This window comes from Streptomyces sp. PA03-1a (genome assembly GCF_033792805.1).
Taxonomy (GTDB): Bacteria; Actinomycetota; Actinomycetes; order Streptomycetales; family Streptomycetaceae; genus Actinacidiphila.
In genome coordinates this window covers 1-15,578 of the sequence record NZ_JARAVO010000228.1, presented here as the reverse complement: position 1 = coordinate 15,578, position 15,578 = coordinate 1, and the positions used below count along the sequence as shown (strand labels likewise).

Sequence of the window (15,578 nt, the reverse complement as noted above, 5' to 3'; positions counted from 1 at the left end):
GCGGGGGAGGGCAGGAGAATGCGGGGGGTCGCCGCACCGCTGGGGTGGTGCGTGAGGGAAACTATGTGTCGGTCGTGACTGAGGGTTCGTCCTGCCCCACGGGCGGGTCTGTGTCGTTCAAGGGGAATCGCCCGTGAAGTTGTTCGGTAAGTGGTTCGGCAAGAGTTCGCGTCAGGCTGGTGACAGCCCCACGGCGCGTCACCGCGCCCCGCGGCACGCGCAGGATGAGGGACCGGGCGAGGAGCGCCCGCTGTTCCGTGACGGGACCGCTGCTCCGGGCGGTGACATTTCGGGCGCTCATGGTGCGGTGTCTGTTGACCCTGCGGCTGCGGGGCGCATAGGTTTCCAGCAACCATCAGCCTCTAGCACGGGTGGAGGGTCCTTGCCGGTCTGTACGCGGTGCGGGTTCCAGAACGCGGAAGCGAGCCGCTTCTGCTCCAACTGTGGCGCGCCGCTGCGTGCCGCGGTGCCGTCCGAGCGTGCCTCCGAGACCACGTCCACGATCTCCATCTCCGGGATCGAGGCGTACGAGGCCGAGGCGACGGGACAGACCGTGCTGCCGGCGCTGTCCCCGGAGGCCCAGGCCGCGGTCGACGCGCTGCCGCCGGGCTCCGCGCTGCTGGTGGTACGCCGTGGTCCCAACTCGGGGAGCCGCTTCCTCCTGGACGGCGAACTGACGACGGCCGGCCGTCACCCGGAGAGCGACATCTTCCTGGACGACGTCACCGTCTCGCGGCGTCACGTGGAGTTCCGGCGCGCTCAGGACGGTTCCTTCACGGTCTCCGACGTCGGCAGCCTCAACGGCACCTACGTCAACCGCGAGCGGATCGACTCGGTGACCCTGTCCAGTGGCGACGAGGTGCAGATCGGCAAGTACCGACTGGTCTTCTACGCGAGCCAGTGGGGCGCCTGACCCCCGCGAGGGAAGGTTCATGCTTCGTACACCGTCGGGCGGTGCCGGCAACGGCACCGCCACCGCGGACGACCGGCTGCTGAGCATCGGCGCGGTGCTCAACGAGTTGCGGGAGGAGTTCCCCGAGGTCACCATCTCCAAGATCCGCTTCCTGGAGGCGGAGGGGCTGGTGGAGCCGCAACGCACGCCCTCCGGGTACCGGAAGTTCACCGTCCGGGACGTGGAACGGCTCGGGCACGTGCTGCGCATGCAGCGGGACCACTATCTTCCGCTGAAAGTGATCCGCGAGCACCTCGACGCCCTCGACCGCGGCGAGCCGCTGCCGCTGCCCGTCCCGTCCTCCGGGGAGTCCCGGGAGCTGATCGAGGTCGGCGCGGTGGAGCGGGAGGCACCCGCGGCGCTGCGCATCGGCAGGGACGAACTGCTGGCCGCCACGGGGGCCGAAGCGGGCGAGCTCGCCCAGTGGGAGGCGTACGGACTGGTGGAGGCCGGTCCTGACGGTGACTACGACGCCGAAACGGTGAACATCGCCAAGATCGTGGCCGATCTGGGCCGCTTCGGGCTCGAACCGCGCCATCTGCGGGCGGTCAAGGCGGCCGCCGATCGTGAGGCCGGTCTGGTGGAGCAGGTGGTCGCGCCCCTGCGCAGGCACCGCAATCCGCAGACCAGGACGCACGCGGAGGCCACCGCGCGGGAGCTGGCGGCGCTGTCCGTGCGGCTGCACGCGGCGCTGGTGCAGTCCGCGCTGAGGGTGCGGCTCTTCTGAGCGACATTGGCCAGGACACGCCCGGTCGGTGACCGGCCGGGCTCGTCCCGACTACCCAAACCTGCCGGGCACGGCCTAGGGTTGCTGTGTGAACGAGCTCGACGTCGTGGGTGTCCGGGTCGAAATGCCCTCCAACCAGCCGATTGTGCTCCTGCGGGAAGTGGGAGGCGACCGCTACCTGCCCATCTGGATCGGGCCGGGGGAGGCCACCGCCATCGCTTTCGCGCAGCAGGGCATGACGCCCGCGCGGCCGCTGACCCATGATCTGTTCAAGGACGTGCTCGAGGCCGTCGGTCAGACGCTGACCGAGGTCCGGATCACCGACCTGCGCGACGGCGTCTTCTACGCCGAGCTGGTGTTCGCCAGTGGCGTCGAGGTGAGCGCCCGTCCCTCGGATGCCATAGCGCTCGCGCTGCGCACCGGAACCCCCATCTACGGTAGCGACGGGGTGCTGGACGACGCCGGCATCGCCATTCCCGACGAGCAGGAGGACGAGGTCGAGAAGTTCCGCGAGTTCCTCGACCAGATCTCGCCGGAGGACTTCGGAACCAGCAGTCAATAGGGCCCGCGAAGGCCATTCGTCCAGCCCTACCCCCACCATGGACACGGGAAACCACCTCTGGGGTTGATATCACTCGGCGTGCCGAGCGTGGCGATCGTTGACGCACCCGGAGTGACTGCCTACCGTCGAGGAGGAAAGTCCCGATGGCACGTGCGCGTGCCCTGAGGGGTGCGAAGGGACGGGAGGTCGGCGTGAGAAGCACCGGCGACGGTACGGCCTTTGGCGGCCCGTATCCGATGCGCGGGGCCTTGGCCCGCAACGCCGCGACGCCCCCCGGAGGGGGTTCGGGCGACACCTCGGGACAGCAGCCGGAGGGGGCCGGTGAACGGGTCGGCTACCGCGGGCCCACCGCCTGCGCGGCGACCGGCATCACGTATCGCCAGCTGGACTACTGGGCGCGTACCGGGCTCGTGGAGCCCAGCATCCGCCCCGCGTACGGCTCGGGGACGCAGCGGCTGTACAGCTTCCGGGACGTCGTGGTCCTCAAGATCGTCAAGCGGCTCCTCGACACGGGGGTGTCCCTGCAGAACATCCGCACCGCCGTGCAGCACCTGCGGTCGAGCGCGCCAGCCGAACTCACCCGCATGACGCTGATGAGCGACGGCGCGACGGTGTACGAGTGCACCTCCCCGGACGAGGTCGTCGACCTCCTCCAGGGCGGTCAGGGGATCTTCGGGATCGCCGTGGGCGTGGTGTGGCGGGACGTCGAGGGCGCCCTGTCGCAGCTGCACTCCGAGCGCGTCGACACCGGGGAGACCGTGGTCGGCCACAATCCGGGCGACGAGCTGGCGCGGCGCCGCAACCGCGCTGGCTGAACCGGGCCGAACCGCGCGGATCGGACCGCGGCCCACCCGTCCGCCGTACAGGCGTACGGCGGATGTCGGACCCGTGGGGCACCATCGGTGACTGTGAGAAGCGCGCCGACCATCCTCCACCTGGACATGGACGCGTTCTTCGCCGCCGTCGAGCAGGCCGCGAAGCCGAGTCTGCGGGGGAAGCCGGTCGTCGTGGGGGGTCTCGGGCCGCGCGGGGTGGTCGCGACCGCCTCGTACGAGGCCCGGGTACACGGGGTGCACTCGGCCATGGCGATGGCCCACGCGCGTCGGCTGTGCCCGAACGCGGCGTACCTCGTGCCGCGCTTCGCCGTCTACCGGCAGATCAGCGACATCGTCATGGAACTGCTGTCACGGCTGTCGCCGCTGGTCGAGCCGCTCAGCCTCGACGAGGCCTTCGTGGACCTGGAGGCGGGCGGGATCGCGGACGACCCGCGCGCGGTGGGGGAGCGGCTGCGGGCGGACATCCGGGCGGCCACCGGGGTCACCGGCTCGGTGGGGCTCGCGGGCTCCAAGCTGCTCGCCAAGATCGCCTCGGAGCAGGCCAAGCCCGACGGGCTGGTCGTCATCGAGCCCGGCACCGAGCGCGAGCTGCTGGCCCCCATGCAGGTGCGTACGCTGCCGGGCGTCGGGCCCGCGACGGCGGAGCACCTGAGGCGGGCCGGCATCCTCACGGTCGGCGAGGTCGTGGAGGCGGGGGAGGCCGAGCTGGTGCGGCTGCTCGGCAAGGCGCACGGCGCCCATGTGCACGGGATGGCCCTGGGGATCGACGAGCGGCCCGTGGTCGCCGACCGCGAGAGCAAGTCGGTCTCGGTCGAGGACACCTTCGACGTCGACCTCACCGACCGCGTCCGGGTCCGGCTCGAGGTGGACCGGCTGGCCGACCGCTGCGTGCGCAGGCTGCGCACGGCGGGCCGCTCGGGCCGCACGGTGGTGCTGAAGGTGCGGCGGTACGACTTCACGACGCTGACCCGATCGGAGACCCTGCGCGCCCCGACCGACGACCTCGCGGTGGTGCGGGAGACCGCGGCGCGGTTGCTGGAGGCCGTCGAGATCACCGGCGGCGTACGCCTGCTCGGGGTCGGTGTCGCGGGGCTCGCGGACTTCACGCAGGAGGACCTGTTCGCCCAGGCGGCCGAACGGGAGGAGGAGGCGGCGGGCGAGGAGTCCGCCCCGTCCGAGGGGGCTGACGGGCGGCCCGTGGAGGAAGCCCCGGAGCCGGAGCCGGCGGAGCGGCGCTGGGTGCCGGGCCAGGACGTGCGGCACACCGAGCACGGCGCGGGGTGGGTACAGGGCAGCGGGGTCGGGAGGGTCACCGTCCGCTTCGAGGAGCCGGGCTCGCCGGTGCCGGGGCGGGTGCGCACCTTCGCGGTGACCGACCCGGAACTCGAGCCATCCGAACCGCTCCCGCTGGTGTTACCGGGCCTGCGGGGGCTCCCGCGTCAGGCGTCGCCGGCCAGCTTGCCGAAGTCGTGGTCCGGCGGGGGCTCCGGCACCGGGCCGGACAGCGAAGGCCCGCTCATGCCGTAGTGGTGGTAGAGCTGCAGCTCCTGCTCGGGGGAGAGGTGCCGGCCCACGCCGAAGTCCGGGGCGTCCTTGATCAGTGCCTTGTCGAACGGCACGCGCAGCTCCTCCCCGGTGAACTCGCTCGGTTCCAGCGGCACGAAGGCGTCGCGGCTGAACAGGCCGGTGCGCACCGCGGCCCATTCGGGCTCTCCGGTGGCGTCGTCGAGGTACACCTCGTCGACCGTGCCGATCTTCATCCCGTTGCGGTCGAAGGCCCTGCGCCCGATGAGGCTGCGCGGATCGATACCGGTCTGCACGGTCCCTCCAACTGGTCGCGATTAATCCTATTTAGGCACGAAAGGTGGCGGCTGTCACATGACCCGTCCCCGGACCGCGCTGGTACGCTGACAGCGGCTGCTGACCCCTTGCGGGAGAGTCCTGGCGACGCGGGGAACCGTCCGCCGGGCGCCGAAGGAGCAAACCCTCCCCGGAATCTCTCAGGCATCCGTACCGCATGGGTGAGGTCACTCTGGAAAGCAGGAAGGGCGGCACACCGCGTGCGCGGCCGCTTCCTCACCGACGGTGAAAGCCGTCCCGGCACCTGCGGGACGGTGAAGCTCTCAGGTTCAGATGACAGAGGGGGAGGCCGTGTCGCGTCAGACCAGGAGGCCTCCGCAGATGACCGCCAACCGCATCCCACTCTCCGAGCTGGAGCGCGGCATCCCCTTCGAGCAGCGCCACATCGGGCCCGACGCCGGTGCGCAGGCCAAGATGCTCGCGCAGGTCGGCTACGGCTCGCTGGACGAGCTGACCGCCGCCGCCGTGCCGGACACCATCAAGAGCGCCGAGGCGCTCGGTCTGTCCGACGCCCGCACCGAGCCCGAGGTCCTCGCCGAGCTGCGCTCGCTCGCCGACCGCAACCAGGTGCTGCGCCCCATGATCGGCCTCGGCTACTACGGCACCTTCACCCCGCCGGTCATCCTGCGCAACGTCATGGAGAACCCCGCCTGGTACACGGCGTACACGCCCTACCAGCCGGAGATCTCCCAGGGCCGCCTGGAGGCCCTGCTGAACTTCCAGACGGTCGTCGCGGACCTCACCGGGCTGTCCACCTCCGGCGCCTCGCTGCTCGACGAGAGCACCGCGGCCGCCGAGGCCATGGCCCTGGCCCGCCGGGTCGGCAAGGTCAAGGACGGCGTCTTCCTGATCGACGCCGACACCTTCCCGCAGACCGTCGCCGTGATCGAGACCCGCGCCGAGCCGACCGGCGTCGAGGTCGTCGTCGCCGACCTCAGCGAGGGCATCCCGGCGGAGATCGCCGAGCGCGGCGTCTTCGGCGTGCTGCTGCAGTACCCGGGGGCCTCCGGTGCCGTGCGCGACCTCAAGCCGCTCGTGGAGCAGGCGCACGGGCTCGGCGCGATCGTCACCGTCGCCGCCGACCTGCTGGCCCTGACCGTTCTCACCTCCCCTGGCGAGCTCGGCGCGGACATCGCGGTCGGCACCACCCAGCGCTTCGGTGTGCCCATGGGCTTCGGCGGCCCGCACGCCGGTTACATGGCCGTCCGTGACGCGTACGCCCGCAGCCTCCCGGGCCGCCTTGTCGGCGTCTCCGTCGACGCCGACGGCGACAGGGCCTACCGTCTGGCCCTGCAGACCCGTGAGCAGCACATCCGCCGCGAGAAGGCCACCAGCAACATCTGCACCGCGCAGGTGCTGCTCGCCGTCATGGCCGGCATGTACGCGGTCTACCACGGCCCGGAGGGCCTGGCGCAGATCGCCCGCCGCACCCACCGCTACGCCTCGGTCCTCGCCGCGGGCCTGCGCGCCGGCGGTGTCGAGGTGACCACCGAAGCCTTCTTCGACACCGTCACCGCCCGCGTGCCCGGCCGTGCCGCCGAGGTCGTGGCCGCCGCCCGCGAGGCCGGCGTGAACCTGCGCCAGGTCGACGCCGACCTGGTCGGCATCGCCTGCGACGAGACCACCGGCCGCGCCGACCTCGCCGCGGTCTGGGACGCCTTCCGCGTCACCGGCGCCGACGTCGAGGCCCTGGACGCGACCACCGGGGACGCGCTGCCCGCCGGTCTGACCCGCGGCGTGGACTACCTGACCCACCCGGTCTTCCACCAGCACCGCTCCGAGACCGCGATGCTGCGCTACCTGCGCCGCCTCGCCGACCGCGACTACGCCCTGGACCGCGGCATGATCCCGCTGGGCTCCTGCACCATGAAGCTCAACGCGACCACCGAGATGGAGCCGGTCACCTGGCCCGAGTTCGGCGCGCTCCACCCCTTCGCGCCCGCCGACCAGGCCGAGGGCTACCTGACGCTCATCCGTGAGCTGGAGGAGCGCCTCGCCGAGGTCACCGGCTACGACAAGGTCAGCCTCCAGCCGAACGCCGGCTCCCAGGGTGAGCTCGCCGGCCTGCTGGCCGTCCGCGCGTACCACCGCGCCAACGGTGACGCCCAGCGCACCGTGTGCCTCATCCCGTCCTCCGCGCACGGCACCAACGCCGCCAGCGCCGTGATGGCCGGTATGAGGGTCGTCGTCGTGAAGACCGCGGGCGACGGCGAGGTCGACGTCGAGGACCTGCGCGCCAAGATCGAGCAGTACCGCGACGAGCTCGCCGTGCTCATGGTCACCTACCCCTCCACGCACGGCGTCTTCGAGGAGCACATCGGCGACATCTGCGCCGCGGTGCACGACGCGGGCGGCCAGGTCTACGTGGACGGCGCGAACCTCAACGCCCTGGTGGGCCTGGCGAAGCCCGGCCACTTCGGCGGCGACGTGTCGCACCTGAACCTGCACAAGACCTTCTGCATCCCGCACGGCGGCGGCGGCCCCGGCGTCGGTCCGGTCGCGGTCCGCGCCCACCTCGCCCCGTACCTGCCGAACCACCCGCTCCAGCCGTCCGCCGGCCCGGAGACGGGCGTCGGCCCGATCTCGGCCGCCCCCTGGGGCTCGGCCGGCATCCTGCCGATCTCCTGGGCGTACGTACGGCTCATGGGCGGCGAGGGCCTCAAGCGCGCCACCCAGGTGGCGGTGCTCAGCGCGAACTACGTGGCCAAGCGCCTGGAGCCGCACTTCCCGGTGCTCTACACGGGTCCCGGCGGTCTCGTCGCGCACGAGTGCATCATCGACCTGCGCCCGCTGACCAAGGAGACGGGCGTGACGGTCGACGACGTCGCCAAGCGCCTGATCGACTACGGCTTCCACGCGCCGACGATGTCGTTCCCGGTGGCCGGGACGCTGATGATCGAGCCGACGGAGAGCGAGGACCTCGCGGAGCTGGACCGCTTCTGCGACACGATGATCGCGATCCGCGCCGAGATCGAGCGGGTCGGCTCGGGGGAGTGGCCCGCGCAGGACAACCCGCTGCGCAACGCCCCGCACACGGCGGCGGCGCTGGGCGGCGACTGGGAGCACCCGTACTCCCGTGAGGAGGCGGTCTTCCCGTCCGGCGTGTCGGCCGCGGACAAGTACTGGCCGCCGGTCCGCCGCATCGACGGCGCCTTCGGCGACCGCAACCTGGTCTGCTCCTGCCCCCCGCTGGACGAGTACGACGCGTAAGGGCGCCTGACGCGCTCAAGGGTCGGCCCCGCTGCTCCAGCGGGGTCGGCCCTGTGTCGTTCCCGGCCCGGGTCAGGCCGCCGTGACGATGTGCTCGCTGCCGAGCGGGCGGTGCGGGGCGATGATCTGCCCGTCGGGGAGGAGCTCACCGGTGTCCTCGAAGAGCAGGACGCCGTTGCACAGCAGGCTCCAGCCCTGCTCGGGGTGGCTGGCCATGATGTGGGCGGCCTCGCGGTCGGGGCTGCCGGCGGACGGACAATGCGGCTGGTGCGGGCACATGGACGACGTCTTTCGCTGCGAGTGGTGTGAAGTACGGCTGCCTTGGGTAGGAACCTCAGTCATGCCGCTCCCCCGTTCAGTCGGTCGGTCCCAGTGTTGCTCTACTGAGGGATTTCCGCAGGGATTTCGCGTGAGCTGTCCTCGTTAGTTGGGGACGCATTCACTCTCGCGGGCGGTTGCCCGGACAATGCAACGCCTCCGTGACCGGACGGTCACGGAGGCGTGTGCGGGTCGCCCCAGCCGGGAGCCTCAGGCGGTGGTGCCGAGCAGGGGTGGCGGAGCCAGCCGCAGGGTGAGCACCGGCACCAGGTCGGAGAGCCGGTGCATGCGGTGCGCGGCGATCCCCGGCGGGGCCGGCGCCAGCGGGATCAGCAGGTCGGAAGGGGCCGGCTGGGCCGTGCCCGCGTCCGCTGTGACGTCCCCGTGCAGCCACAGCGTCAGCATGTAGAGCCCCGGTACCGAGAGCAGGTGCGGCTGGTAGGGGGTGGTGAGCGCGTCGGCCTGGCGCAGCGCGCGCTCGGTGGAGGCCAGGTAGGGGCCCTCGCAGAAGTGCGAGAACGCCCAGCCGTCCGGGGTGTCCACGGTCTCGCCCGCGGCGGCCACCTTGTCGCCGGTACGGATGTGGAAGCGCCAGCCGGTCAGTCGCGCCCGAGGCAGTCCTCCCGGTTCGGTGATCACGGGGTCGAGGACGTGCAGGGGGAGCGGATGCTCGGCGACCAGGGGCCCCGTGGCGTTGCGCAGTGAGGGGGTGCGGGCCTCACGGACGGCGGTGGGGGAGCTCAGGGCGGCGAGAACGCTCCGCAGGGCGGGAGCGGGGGCTGGGGCTACCTGCAGCGGCATGGTGGGCGGCCTCTCATGAGGAGACACGGGGGGTGTTCGGCGGGGCGCGGACAGCACTGTCAGCGATGGAGCAGACGAAGCGGCGGCAGGCCGGGACAGCCCGGATCCGCGGGGCGCGCGGGGGCGGCGACGTACGGAATCAGCGTGGGCATGCGGATCCCTTCCCGTGGCCGGATGCGTCGCGGGCGCGCGGCGGGTCGCGGAGGCTCTGCCTGTGAACGAAGGATATACGAGGAGTGTTCGCGCAGTGTTTCATCTAGCCGTCAGTGATATTACGGGCAAGGCGCTTCCAGGTCACCCTGGGCAGGTAATAGCTCCCCAATTGCGCCGTCGCCCACGCCGTGAACTGCGCTTTCCGCGTTACTGCGGATGGCTGAATCTCATCGGTGTTTTTCACGACACTGCCGCCGACGGCATGTGAATTCCGTCCATGCCCGCGGAATGTGCCGCGAGACGGTGCTCGTGGCCAGCTTAGCGGCTCAGCGCAGGCGCCGGGGGCCTTATCGATCTCAGGGCTGGGCATGATGTGATCACGGCCCACTCGAGGAAGGACCTCCGATGGGGGAAAAGGTCGCGGCCACGGGGTTCGACCTGGCCGACCGCCAGCGCTACCGCAGGAAGCTGAAGCAGTGCCTGCTGGGGTTGGAGCGACTGCTGGAGGAGAAGCGATTCGACCGCCCCCGCAATCTGATGGGGCTGGAGATCGAACTCAATCTCACCGACCGCGACGGGCTGCCGCGGATGATGAACGAGGAGGTCCTCGAGCGCATCGCGAGCCGTGATTTCCAGACCGAGCTCGCACAGTTCAACATTGAAGTGAACATCGCCCCGCATCGGCTTTCCGGCCGGGTCCTGGACCGGCTCGCAGAAGAGTTGCGCATGGGCCTGGGATATGCCGAGGGAAAGGCCCGCGAGGTCGGCGCCCGCATCGTGATGGTGGGAATCCTGCCCACCCTCGGCGCGCAGGACCTGGTCGGTGCCAACCTCTCCCGCGTCGACCGCTACATGCTGCTCAACGACCGCATCCTCGCCGCCCGCGGCGAGGACATCACCCTGGACATCTCGGGGGTGGAGCGGCTGACCTGCGTCTCCGGCTCGATCGCCCCGGAGGCCGCGTGCACCTCGATGCAGATGCACCTGCAGGTCACCCCCGCGCGGTTCGCCGCGGTGTGGAACGCAGCGCAGGTGGTGGCCGGCCCACAGGTCGCGCTCGGCGCCAACTCGCCTTTCTTGTTCGGCCGTGAGCTGTGGCGGGAGACCCGCCCCACGCTGTTCCAGCAGGCCACCGACACCCGCCCCGAGGAGCACCGGGCCCAGGGCGTGCGCCCGCTGACCTGGTTCGGCGAGCGCTGGATCGACTCCGCGTACGACCTCTTCGCCGAGAACGTGCGCTACTTCCCCTCCCTGCTGCCCATATGTGAGGACGAGGACCCGCTGCACGTGCTCGACGAGGGCGGGGTGCCGCAGCTGAAGGAACTCACCCTGCACAACGGCACGATCTACCGGTGGAACCGCCCGGTGTACGCGGTCGTCGACGGCGTGCCGCACCTGCGGGTGGAGAACCGCGTGATGCCCGCCGGGCCCACCGTCGCCGACGTGCTCGCCAACACCGCCTTCTACTACGGGCTCGTCCGCTCCCTCGCCGAGGCGTCGCGCCCGGTGTGGAGCAGGCTGCCGTTCGCCGCCGCCGCGGCGAACTTCGACGCCGCGTGCCGGTACGGCATCGACGCGGTGTTCACCTGGCCCCGGCCGGGACGCGGCAACGGCCTCGTGGAGATCGGGGCCGTCGAACTCGTCCTGGACGAACTGCTCCCGATGGCGGCCGCCGGACTGGACGCGTGGGGCATCGACCCGGTGGACCGGGACCACTACCTCGGCATCATCGAGGGCCGCTGCCGCAAGCGCACGAACGGCGCCGAGTGGCAGGCCGTCGCCTTCCACCAGGAGCTGGACCGCGGACTGGACCGGCAGCGGGCGCTGGCCGCGATGACCCTGCGCTACTGCGAGCTGATGCACACCGGCGCCCCCGTGCACGAGTGGCCCCTGGAACGCTGAGCCGCCGCCCGTGCCGCCCCGCCGATGAGGCAGGATGGCGCGGGTGGAGGCATCTGTGGACAGGAACGCGGCGGAGCCGGGCGGGTCCGGGGCCGGGTCGGTGGAGCGGCTCGGCCCGCGCGCGCTGCGCAGCGAGACCCTGCTGGTGCTCGCGCTGTCGCTCGGGGCGAGCGCGCTCGCGGCGCTGATCAGCTTCATCGGTTCGCTGACCAAGCCCGGCGGGCTCAAGGACCAGGCGGCCACCCTCGTCGGCTCGCAGGCGCCGGGCCGTCCGTGGCTGGACCTGGCCTGGCAGCTGTTCGGTGTCGCCACCGCGCTCGTCCCGGTCGCGCTCGTCGCCCACCTGCTGGCCCGCGAGGGCACGGGTATGCCGGCCATCGGCTTCGACCTGCGCCGCCCGCGGACCGACCTGCTGCGCGGCGCCGCGGTGGCCGCGGCCATCGGCGGCACCGGGCTGCTGTTCTACCTGGGCGCGCGCGCCTCCGGGTTCAACCTGACGGTCGTGCCGGAGTCGCTGCCCGACGTCTGGTGGAAGATCCCCGTGCTGATCGCCTCCGCGGTCCAGAACGCGGTGCTCGAGGAGGTCGTCGTCGTCGGCTACCTGCTGCGCAGACTGGGCCAGTTGGGCTGGACACCGGTCGGCGCGCTGGTGGCCAGCAGCGTGCTGCGCGGCTCCTACCACCTCTACCAGGGCATCGGCGGGCTCATCGGGAACATTGCGATGGGCGTCGTCTTCGTCCTGCTCTACCGGCGCTGGGGCCGGGTGGGGCCGCTGGTGGCGGCCCACGCGCTGATCGACATCGTGGCCTTCGTGGGCTACGCGCTGCTCGCCGGGAAGGTCGGCTGGCTGCCGACCGCGTGAGGCCCCTCTACGGGTGGGCGCGCAGCTCGCCGTCGATCACGGTGACGGCACGGCCGCTGAGCCGCACGCGGTCACCGCGCAGCACCGTCCGCACCAGGCCCGAACGCGCCGAGGCCTGCAACCCGGTGAGCTCGTCGCGGCCCAGACGCCGCGACCAGAACGGCGCCAGGGCGGTGTGGGCGCTGCCGGTCACCGGGTCCTCGTCGATGCCGACGGCGGGGAAGAAGCCGCGCGAGACGAAGTCGTAGCCGGTCGTCGCCGGGGACTCGGCGGCGGCCGTGACGATGAGCCCGCGCTTGGACGGCAGCGCGGCGACGGCGGCGACATCGGGGGTGAGCGCCCGCACGGTCTTCTCGTCGACGACCTCCACCAGCAGGTCGCCCACGTCGTCGCCGGTCTCGTGCACCGACAGCACGTCGGCGCCGATCGCGGCGCCGATGTCGTCGGTGACGACGACCGAGGTCAGCGGGGCTACGGGGAAGTCCATGGTGATGGTGCCGTCGTCGTCGGCCGTCGTCGTGAGGATGCCGCAGCGGGCGCCGAACCGCACCGGACCGCGGGCGGCGCCCGTGCTGTGGAGGATGTGCGCGGTGGCGAGGGTGGCGTGCCCGCACATGTTCACCTCGGCTTTGGGGGTGAACCAGCGCAGGGCCCAGTCCGCGTCCTGGGCGCCCGGCGTGGGGTGGGCGAAGGCGGTCTCGGAGAGGTTGACCTCGGCGGCCACCCGCTGGAGCCAGCCGTCGTCGGGGAAGGCGTCGGCGTCCAGCAGCAGGACGCCCGCGGGATTGCCGGCGAAGGGGCGGTCGGTGAAGGCGTCGACGGTACGAATCCGCATGCCCGCGAGCGTACGGAGGCCCGGGCGCCACCGGCCAGGGCCAATCGAGGGGTTGTGGCCCGAGCCATGGGTGCCGCAGTCGCTCCCGCGCCCCAACCGGCACCGGACCCGGCCCACTTGAGGGGCGCCAAGCCCGTGCGGGCCGGGTTCGCCGTCAGGCGGGCGGAGCGTCGTCGCCGGGCAGCGTGCGGACCAGGGCGCCGTGCGCGTCGAGCACGGCCCGGCACTGCGCGCGTTCCGGGTGATCGCCGTCCGGCCCCCGGAGGAGCACCGCGCGCTCGTTCCCCGGGTCGACCGGCCGGGCGAGCCCGGCCGCGACGGCGACGAGGTCGACCAGCGCGGACCTCACCGGGACCTCCGGGTCCGCGGCAAGACGGATCACGAACGGCAGGGCGGCCGCCATCGCGGCGCCCATCCGCACGACACCGTCCATCAGGACGTTGGTGAGCACCCGCGCGGCCTCGGGGGCGGCACTTTCGTCGAGCAGCGCGTGGAGGACGGCCGGGAGTCCGCCGGGGCAGCCGGGGAAGCCGGCCCACGGCACTTCGGCGCAGCCGCGCAGCGCGGGATGCGCCGCACCGTCCCCGCCCGCGTCCGGATGGTCGCGGAGGAACCGGGCCACCATGGCCTCCTTGGCCGCGGTGTCGATCACGCCCATGGTCGTCCGCCCTCCGGCCACGTCGCGCGGGGTCACCATTGTGACCTGGCCGCACCGGGTGCAGGGCGACGGGCTGCGGGTGCGCGACCGTGCTCTCGAGGGGCTGGACGGCACATCGGTCGTCCGCGCGGTGCCCGGTCGCCGTGGGGCGTCCGGGCACCGGTCGGTCATGCCGCCGGGGGCGGCGGCGGTGCGAGCAGCGTTCCGAAGACCGTTTCGAAGAAGTCGTCGAAGGCCTCGCCCGAGCGGCCGGAACGCGCGGCGATCAGCGTGCCCTCCCAGGTGTTGAGGATGAACCGGGCCGTCCGCTCCGTGTCGAGGTCCGCCCGCAGCTCGCCGGCCTGCTGTGCCTCGGCGAGCGCGCCGGAGATCGACGAGGCCCACTGGCCGAGGGACGCACGGACCCCCGCGCGGATCGTCTCGCTGTGGTCGGCGATCTCGGCGCCGAAGTTGCCGATCATGCAGCCCCGGGTGAAGTCCGCGTCCACGGTCTCGTCGCGCAGGAACTCGAAGTGCGCGCGCAGCCGCGCCAGCGGCGCGGTGCCGGGTTCCGACAGTTCGTGCGTCCGCCGGCCCGCGCCGTAGCGGTCGAGCGCGACGAGGGCCAGCGACTCCTTGCTGTCGAAGTGGTTGTAGAACGACCCCTTCGGAACGCCGGCCGCGTCCGTGATGTCCTTCACCCCTGCGGCGTTGTACCCCTTCGCGTGGAACTGTGCGACCGCCGCGTCGACGATCGCCTCGCGCATGCTCTGCCGGGCCATGGTGCCACCTCCGCACCGCAATATGGCCAGTCGTCTCTGATCTGTCAAAAATACACCCGGCAGGGCACGGCCCGCCGGGTCAGGCCGCCGCGTCCAGGACCACCCGGAAGCGGGCCTTGCCGGACATCATGCGCTCGTAGGCCTCGGGCGCCCGCGACAGCGGCATCGTCTCGACCATCGGGCGGATGCCGGAGCGCGAGCTGAACTCGAGGTTGTCCTCGTTCTCGATCGCGGAGCCGGTCAGGCTCCCGCTGATGGTGCGCGAACCGAGGACGAGGTCGGTCGTGGCGACGGAGACCGGGTCCATGGAGACGCCGACCACGACCATGTGCCCGCGCGGGGCGAGTCCGGGAACCAGCGGCGTCATCGACGTGCCGTTCGCCGCGGTGGCGACGATGGCGTCCGCGCCGCCCAGCTTGCGCAGCTCGGCTCCGGGGTCCTGTGCCGCGCTGTCGATGTAGTGGCTCGCGCCGAGTTCGAGGGCGAGCTTCTCCTTCTCCTGGCCGCGGGCGATGGCCGCGACGCGGTAGCCGAGCCGGGCGGCGTACTGGAGGCCCAGGTGGCCGAGGCCGCCGATGCCCTGGACCGCGACGAGCGCGCCGGGGCGGGCGTCCAGCCGGCGCAGGGCGCTGAAGGTCGTGAGTCCGGCGCACAGCAGCGGGGCGGCGAGGGTGGGGGAGAGCTCGTCCGGCACCCGGACCAGGCCGCTGCTGCGGGTGACGAGGACCTCGGCGTAACCGCCGTCGGTGGTGGTGCCGGTCTGCGGCTGGTCGGTGCAGTTGACGAAGTCCCCGCGTCGGCAGGACGTGCACTCGCCGCAGTGACCGCCCAGGAAGCCGACGCCCACCCGGTCGCCGACGCGCCAGGCGCTCACGCCCTCGCCGACGGCGTCGATGACGCCGACGACCTCGTGGCCGGGGACGACCGGCTGCGACGGGTCGGCCCGCAGGCCCTCCACGGCGAGCGCGTCGGAGTGGCAGACGCCGCAGGTCTCCACCCTCAGCCGCACGTGCCCGGCGGGCGGGGCGACGACCTCGCGGGTGACGAGTTCGAAGTTGCGGGCGCCTGTGACCTCGAATGCGCGGTACGTGGACATGGTTCTCCTCGACGGGTCGACCGGTGGGGTGGGGGTGGCCGGGGG

Annotated in this window: 15 protein-coding genes, 1 pseudogene and 1 riboswitch; of the genes and pseudogenes, 9 read left to right on the top strand and 7 right to left on the bottom strand. The window is 72.1% G+C overall.

Translation table 11 applies throughout. The annotated features are described in order from the left end of the window. Positions 1-133 precede the first annotated feature (133 nt). The 6 genes and pseudogenes from PV341_RS36125 to PV341_RS36100 all read left to right on the top strand — a co-directional run. Positions 134-451, top strand: a pseudogene (locus PV341_RS36125) (zinc ribbon domain-containing protein); the annotation flags it as partial. Between the two features lie 15 nt (positions 452-466). Beyond that, positions 467-913, top strand: coding sequence for an FHA domain-containing protein (locus PV341_RS36120; RefSeq protein WP_500325261.1), 447 nt, complete (start codon positions 467-469; stop codon positions 911-913). 19 nt (positions 914-932) lie between these two features. After that, positions 933-1,679 (top strand): transcriptional regulator FtsR, encoded by a 747-nt coding sequence (ftsR, locus tag PV341_RS36115; RefSeq protein WP_499510566.1) that lies wholly within the window; start codon positions 933-935, stop codon positions 1,677-1,679. A gap of 88 nt (positions 1,680-1,767) precedes the next feature. Next, positions 1,768-2,241 carry a bifunctional nuclease family protein gene (locus PV341_RS36110; protein ID WP_018558705.1) on the top strand — a complete coding sequence of 158 codons (474 nt, stop codon included), beginning with the start codon at positions 1,768-1,770 and terminating at the stop codon, positions 2,239-2,241. A gap of 191 nt (positions 2,242-2,432) precedes the next feature. Continuing rightward, on the top strand, positions 2,433-3,056 hold the full coding sequence (locus tag PV341_RS36105) for a MerR family transcriptional regulator (RefSeq protein ID WP_499510565.1): 624 nt from the start codon (positions 2,433-2,435) through the stop codon (positions 3,054-3,056). 93 nt (positions 3,057-3,149) lie between these two features. Beyond that, complete coding sequence (locus PV341_RS36100) at positions 3,150-4,604, top strand: DNA polymerase IV (protein WP_500360027.1); 1,455 nt, start codon at positions 3,150-3,152, stop codon at positions 4,602-4,604. Here PV341_RS36100 and PV341_RS36095 read toward each other — a convergent pair. Continuing rightward, complete coding sequence (locus PV341_RS36095; protein ID WP_499510563.1) at positions 4,517-4,897, bottom strand: PRC-barrel domain-containing protein; 381 nt, start codon at positions 4,895-4,897, stop codon at positions 4,517-4,519. The two genes, PV341_RS36100 and PV341_RS36095, sit on opposite strands and share 88 nt — an antisense overlap. A 101-nt stretch (positions 4,898-4,998) precedes the next feature. Next, positions 4,999-5,103, top strand: a riboswitch (glycine riboswitch). Between the two features lie 155 nt (positions 5,104-5,258). Here PV341_RS36095 and gcvP point away from each other — a divergent pair. Continuing rightward, the gene (gene gcvP / locus PV341_RS36090) at positions 5,259-8,147 is read left to right on the top strand and encodes an aminomethyl-transferring glycine dehydrogenase (protein ID WP_500360026.1); all 2,889 of its coding nucleotides are present in this window, start codon (positions 5,259-5,261) and stop codon (positions 8,145-8,147) included. Positions 8,148-8,219: 72 nt separating this feature from the next. On the opposite strand, the gene PV341_RS36085 is transcribed toward gcvP, so the two are convergent. Then, positions 8,220-8,426, bottom strand: coding sequence for a DUF5999 family protein (locus PV341_RS36085; RefSeq protein ID WP_319139728.1), 207 nt, complete (start codon positions 8,424-8,426; stop codon positions 8,220-8,222). Positions 8,427-8,675: 249 nt separating this feature from the next. After that, positions 8,676-9,266 carry a hypothetical protein gene (locus PV341_RS36080; protein WP_499510561.1) on the bottom strand — a complete coding sequence of 197 codons (591 nt, stop codon included), beginning with the start codon at positions 9,264-9,266 and terminating at the stop codon, positions 8,676-8,678. Between the two features lie 558 nt (positions 9,267-9,824). Here PV341_RS36080 and PV341_RS36075 point away from each other — a divergent pair. After that, positions 9,825-11,321, top strand: coding sequence for a glutamate-cysteine ligase family protein (locus PV341_RS36075; RefSeq protein WP_500325234.1), 1,497 nt, complete (start codon positions 9,825-9,827; stop codon positions 11,319-11,321). Positions 11,322-11,355: 34 nt separating this feature from the next. Then, positions 11,356-12,183, top strand: a complete 828-nt coding sequence (locus PV341_RS36070) for a CPBP family intramembrane glutamic endopeptidase (protein WP_500360025.1) — start codon at positions 11,356-11,358, stop codon at positions 12,181-12,183. Between the two features lie 7 nt (positions 12,184-12,190). Here the strand turns inward: PV341_RS36070 and PV341_RS36065 are convergent, their stop codons facing one another. From PV341_RS36065 to PV341_RS36050, 4 genes are all read right to left on the bottom strand, one after another. Continuing rightward, a complete protein-coding gene (locus tag PV341_RS36065) occupies positions 12,191-13,018 on the bottom strand; it encodes a PhzF family phenazine biosynthesis protein (protein ID WP_500360024.1) in 828 nt (275 codons plus the stop codon). 154 nt (positions 13,019-13,172) lie between these two features. Then, entirely contained in the window at positions 13,173-13,712 is a 540-nt protein-coding gene (locus tag PV341_RS36060; protein WP_500360022.1) for a hypothetical protein, read from the bottom strand. A gap of 131 nt (positions 13,713-13,843) precedes the next feature. Beyond that, positions 13,844-14,437 (bottom strand): TetR/AcrR family transcriptional regulator, encoded by a 594-nt coding sequence (locus PV341_RS36055; protein ID WP_500325226.1) that lies wholly within the window; start codon positions 14,435-14,437, stop codon positions 13,844-13,846. Positions 14,438-14,516: 79 nt separating this feature from the next. Next, a complete protein-coding gene (locus tag PV341_RS36050) occupies positions 14,517-15,533 on the bottom strand; it encodes an alcohol dehydrogenase catalytic domain-containing protein (protein WP_500325225.1) in 1,017 nt (338 codons plus the stop codon). Positions 15,534-15,578 lie beyond the last annotated feature (45 nt).

Excerpts from the sequence above, each read along its gene's own strand:
- ftsR (WP_499510566.1), top strand. The coding sequence starts at position 933 with ATGCTTCGTACACCGTCGGGCGGTGCCGGCAACGGCACCGCCACCGCG.
- gcvP (WP_500360026.1), top strand. The coding sequence starts at position 5,259 with ATGACCGCCAACCGCATCCCACTCTCCGAGCTGGAGCGCGGCATCCCC.
- PV341_RS36085 (WP_319139728.1), bottom strand. The coding sequence starts at position 8,426 with ATGTGCCCGCACCAGCCGCATTGTCCGTCCGCCGGCAGCCCCGACCGC.
- PV341_RS36080 (WP_499510561.1), bottom strand. The coding sequence starts at position 9,266 with ATGCCGCTGCAGGTAGCCCCAGCCCCCGCTCCCGCCCTGCGGAGCGTT.
- PV341_RS36075 (WP_500325234.1), top strand. The coding sequence starts at position 9,825 with ATGGGGGAAAAGGTCGCGGCCACGGGGTTCGACCTGGCCGACCGCCAG.
- PV341_RS36070 (WP_500360025.1), top strand. The coding sequence starts at position 11,356 with ATGGCGCGGGTGGAGGCATCTGTGGACAGGAACGCGGCGGAGCCGGGC.
- PV341_RS36065 (WP_500360024.1), bottom strand. The coding sequence starts at position 13,018 with ATGCGGATTCGTACCGTCGACGCCTTCACCGACCGCCCCTTCGCCGGC.
- PV341_RS36055 (WP_500325226.1), bottom strand. The coding sequence starts at position 14,437 with ATGGCCCGGCAGAGCATGCGCGAGGCGATCGTCGACGCGGCGGTCGCA.
- PV341_RS36050 (WP_500325225.1), bottom strand. The coding sequence starts at position 15,533 with ATGTCCACGTACCGCGCATTCGAGGTCACAGGCGCCCGCAACTTCGAA.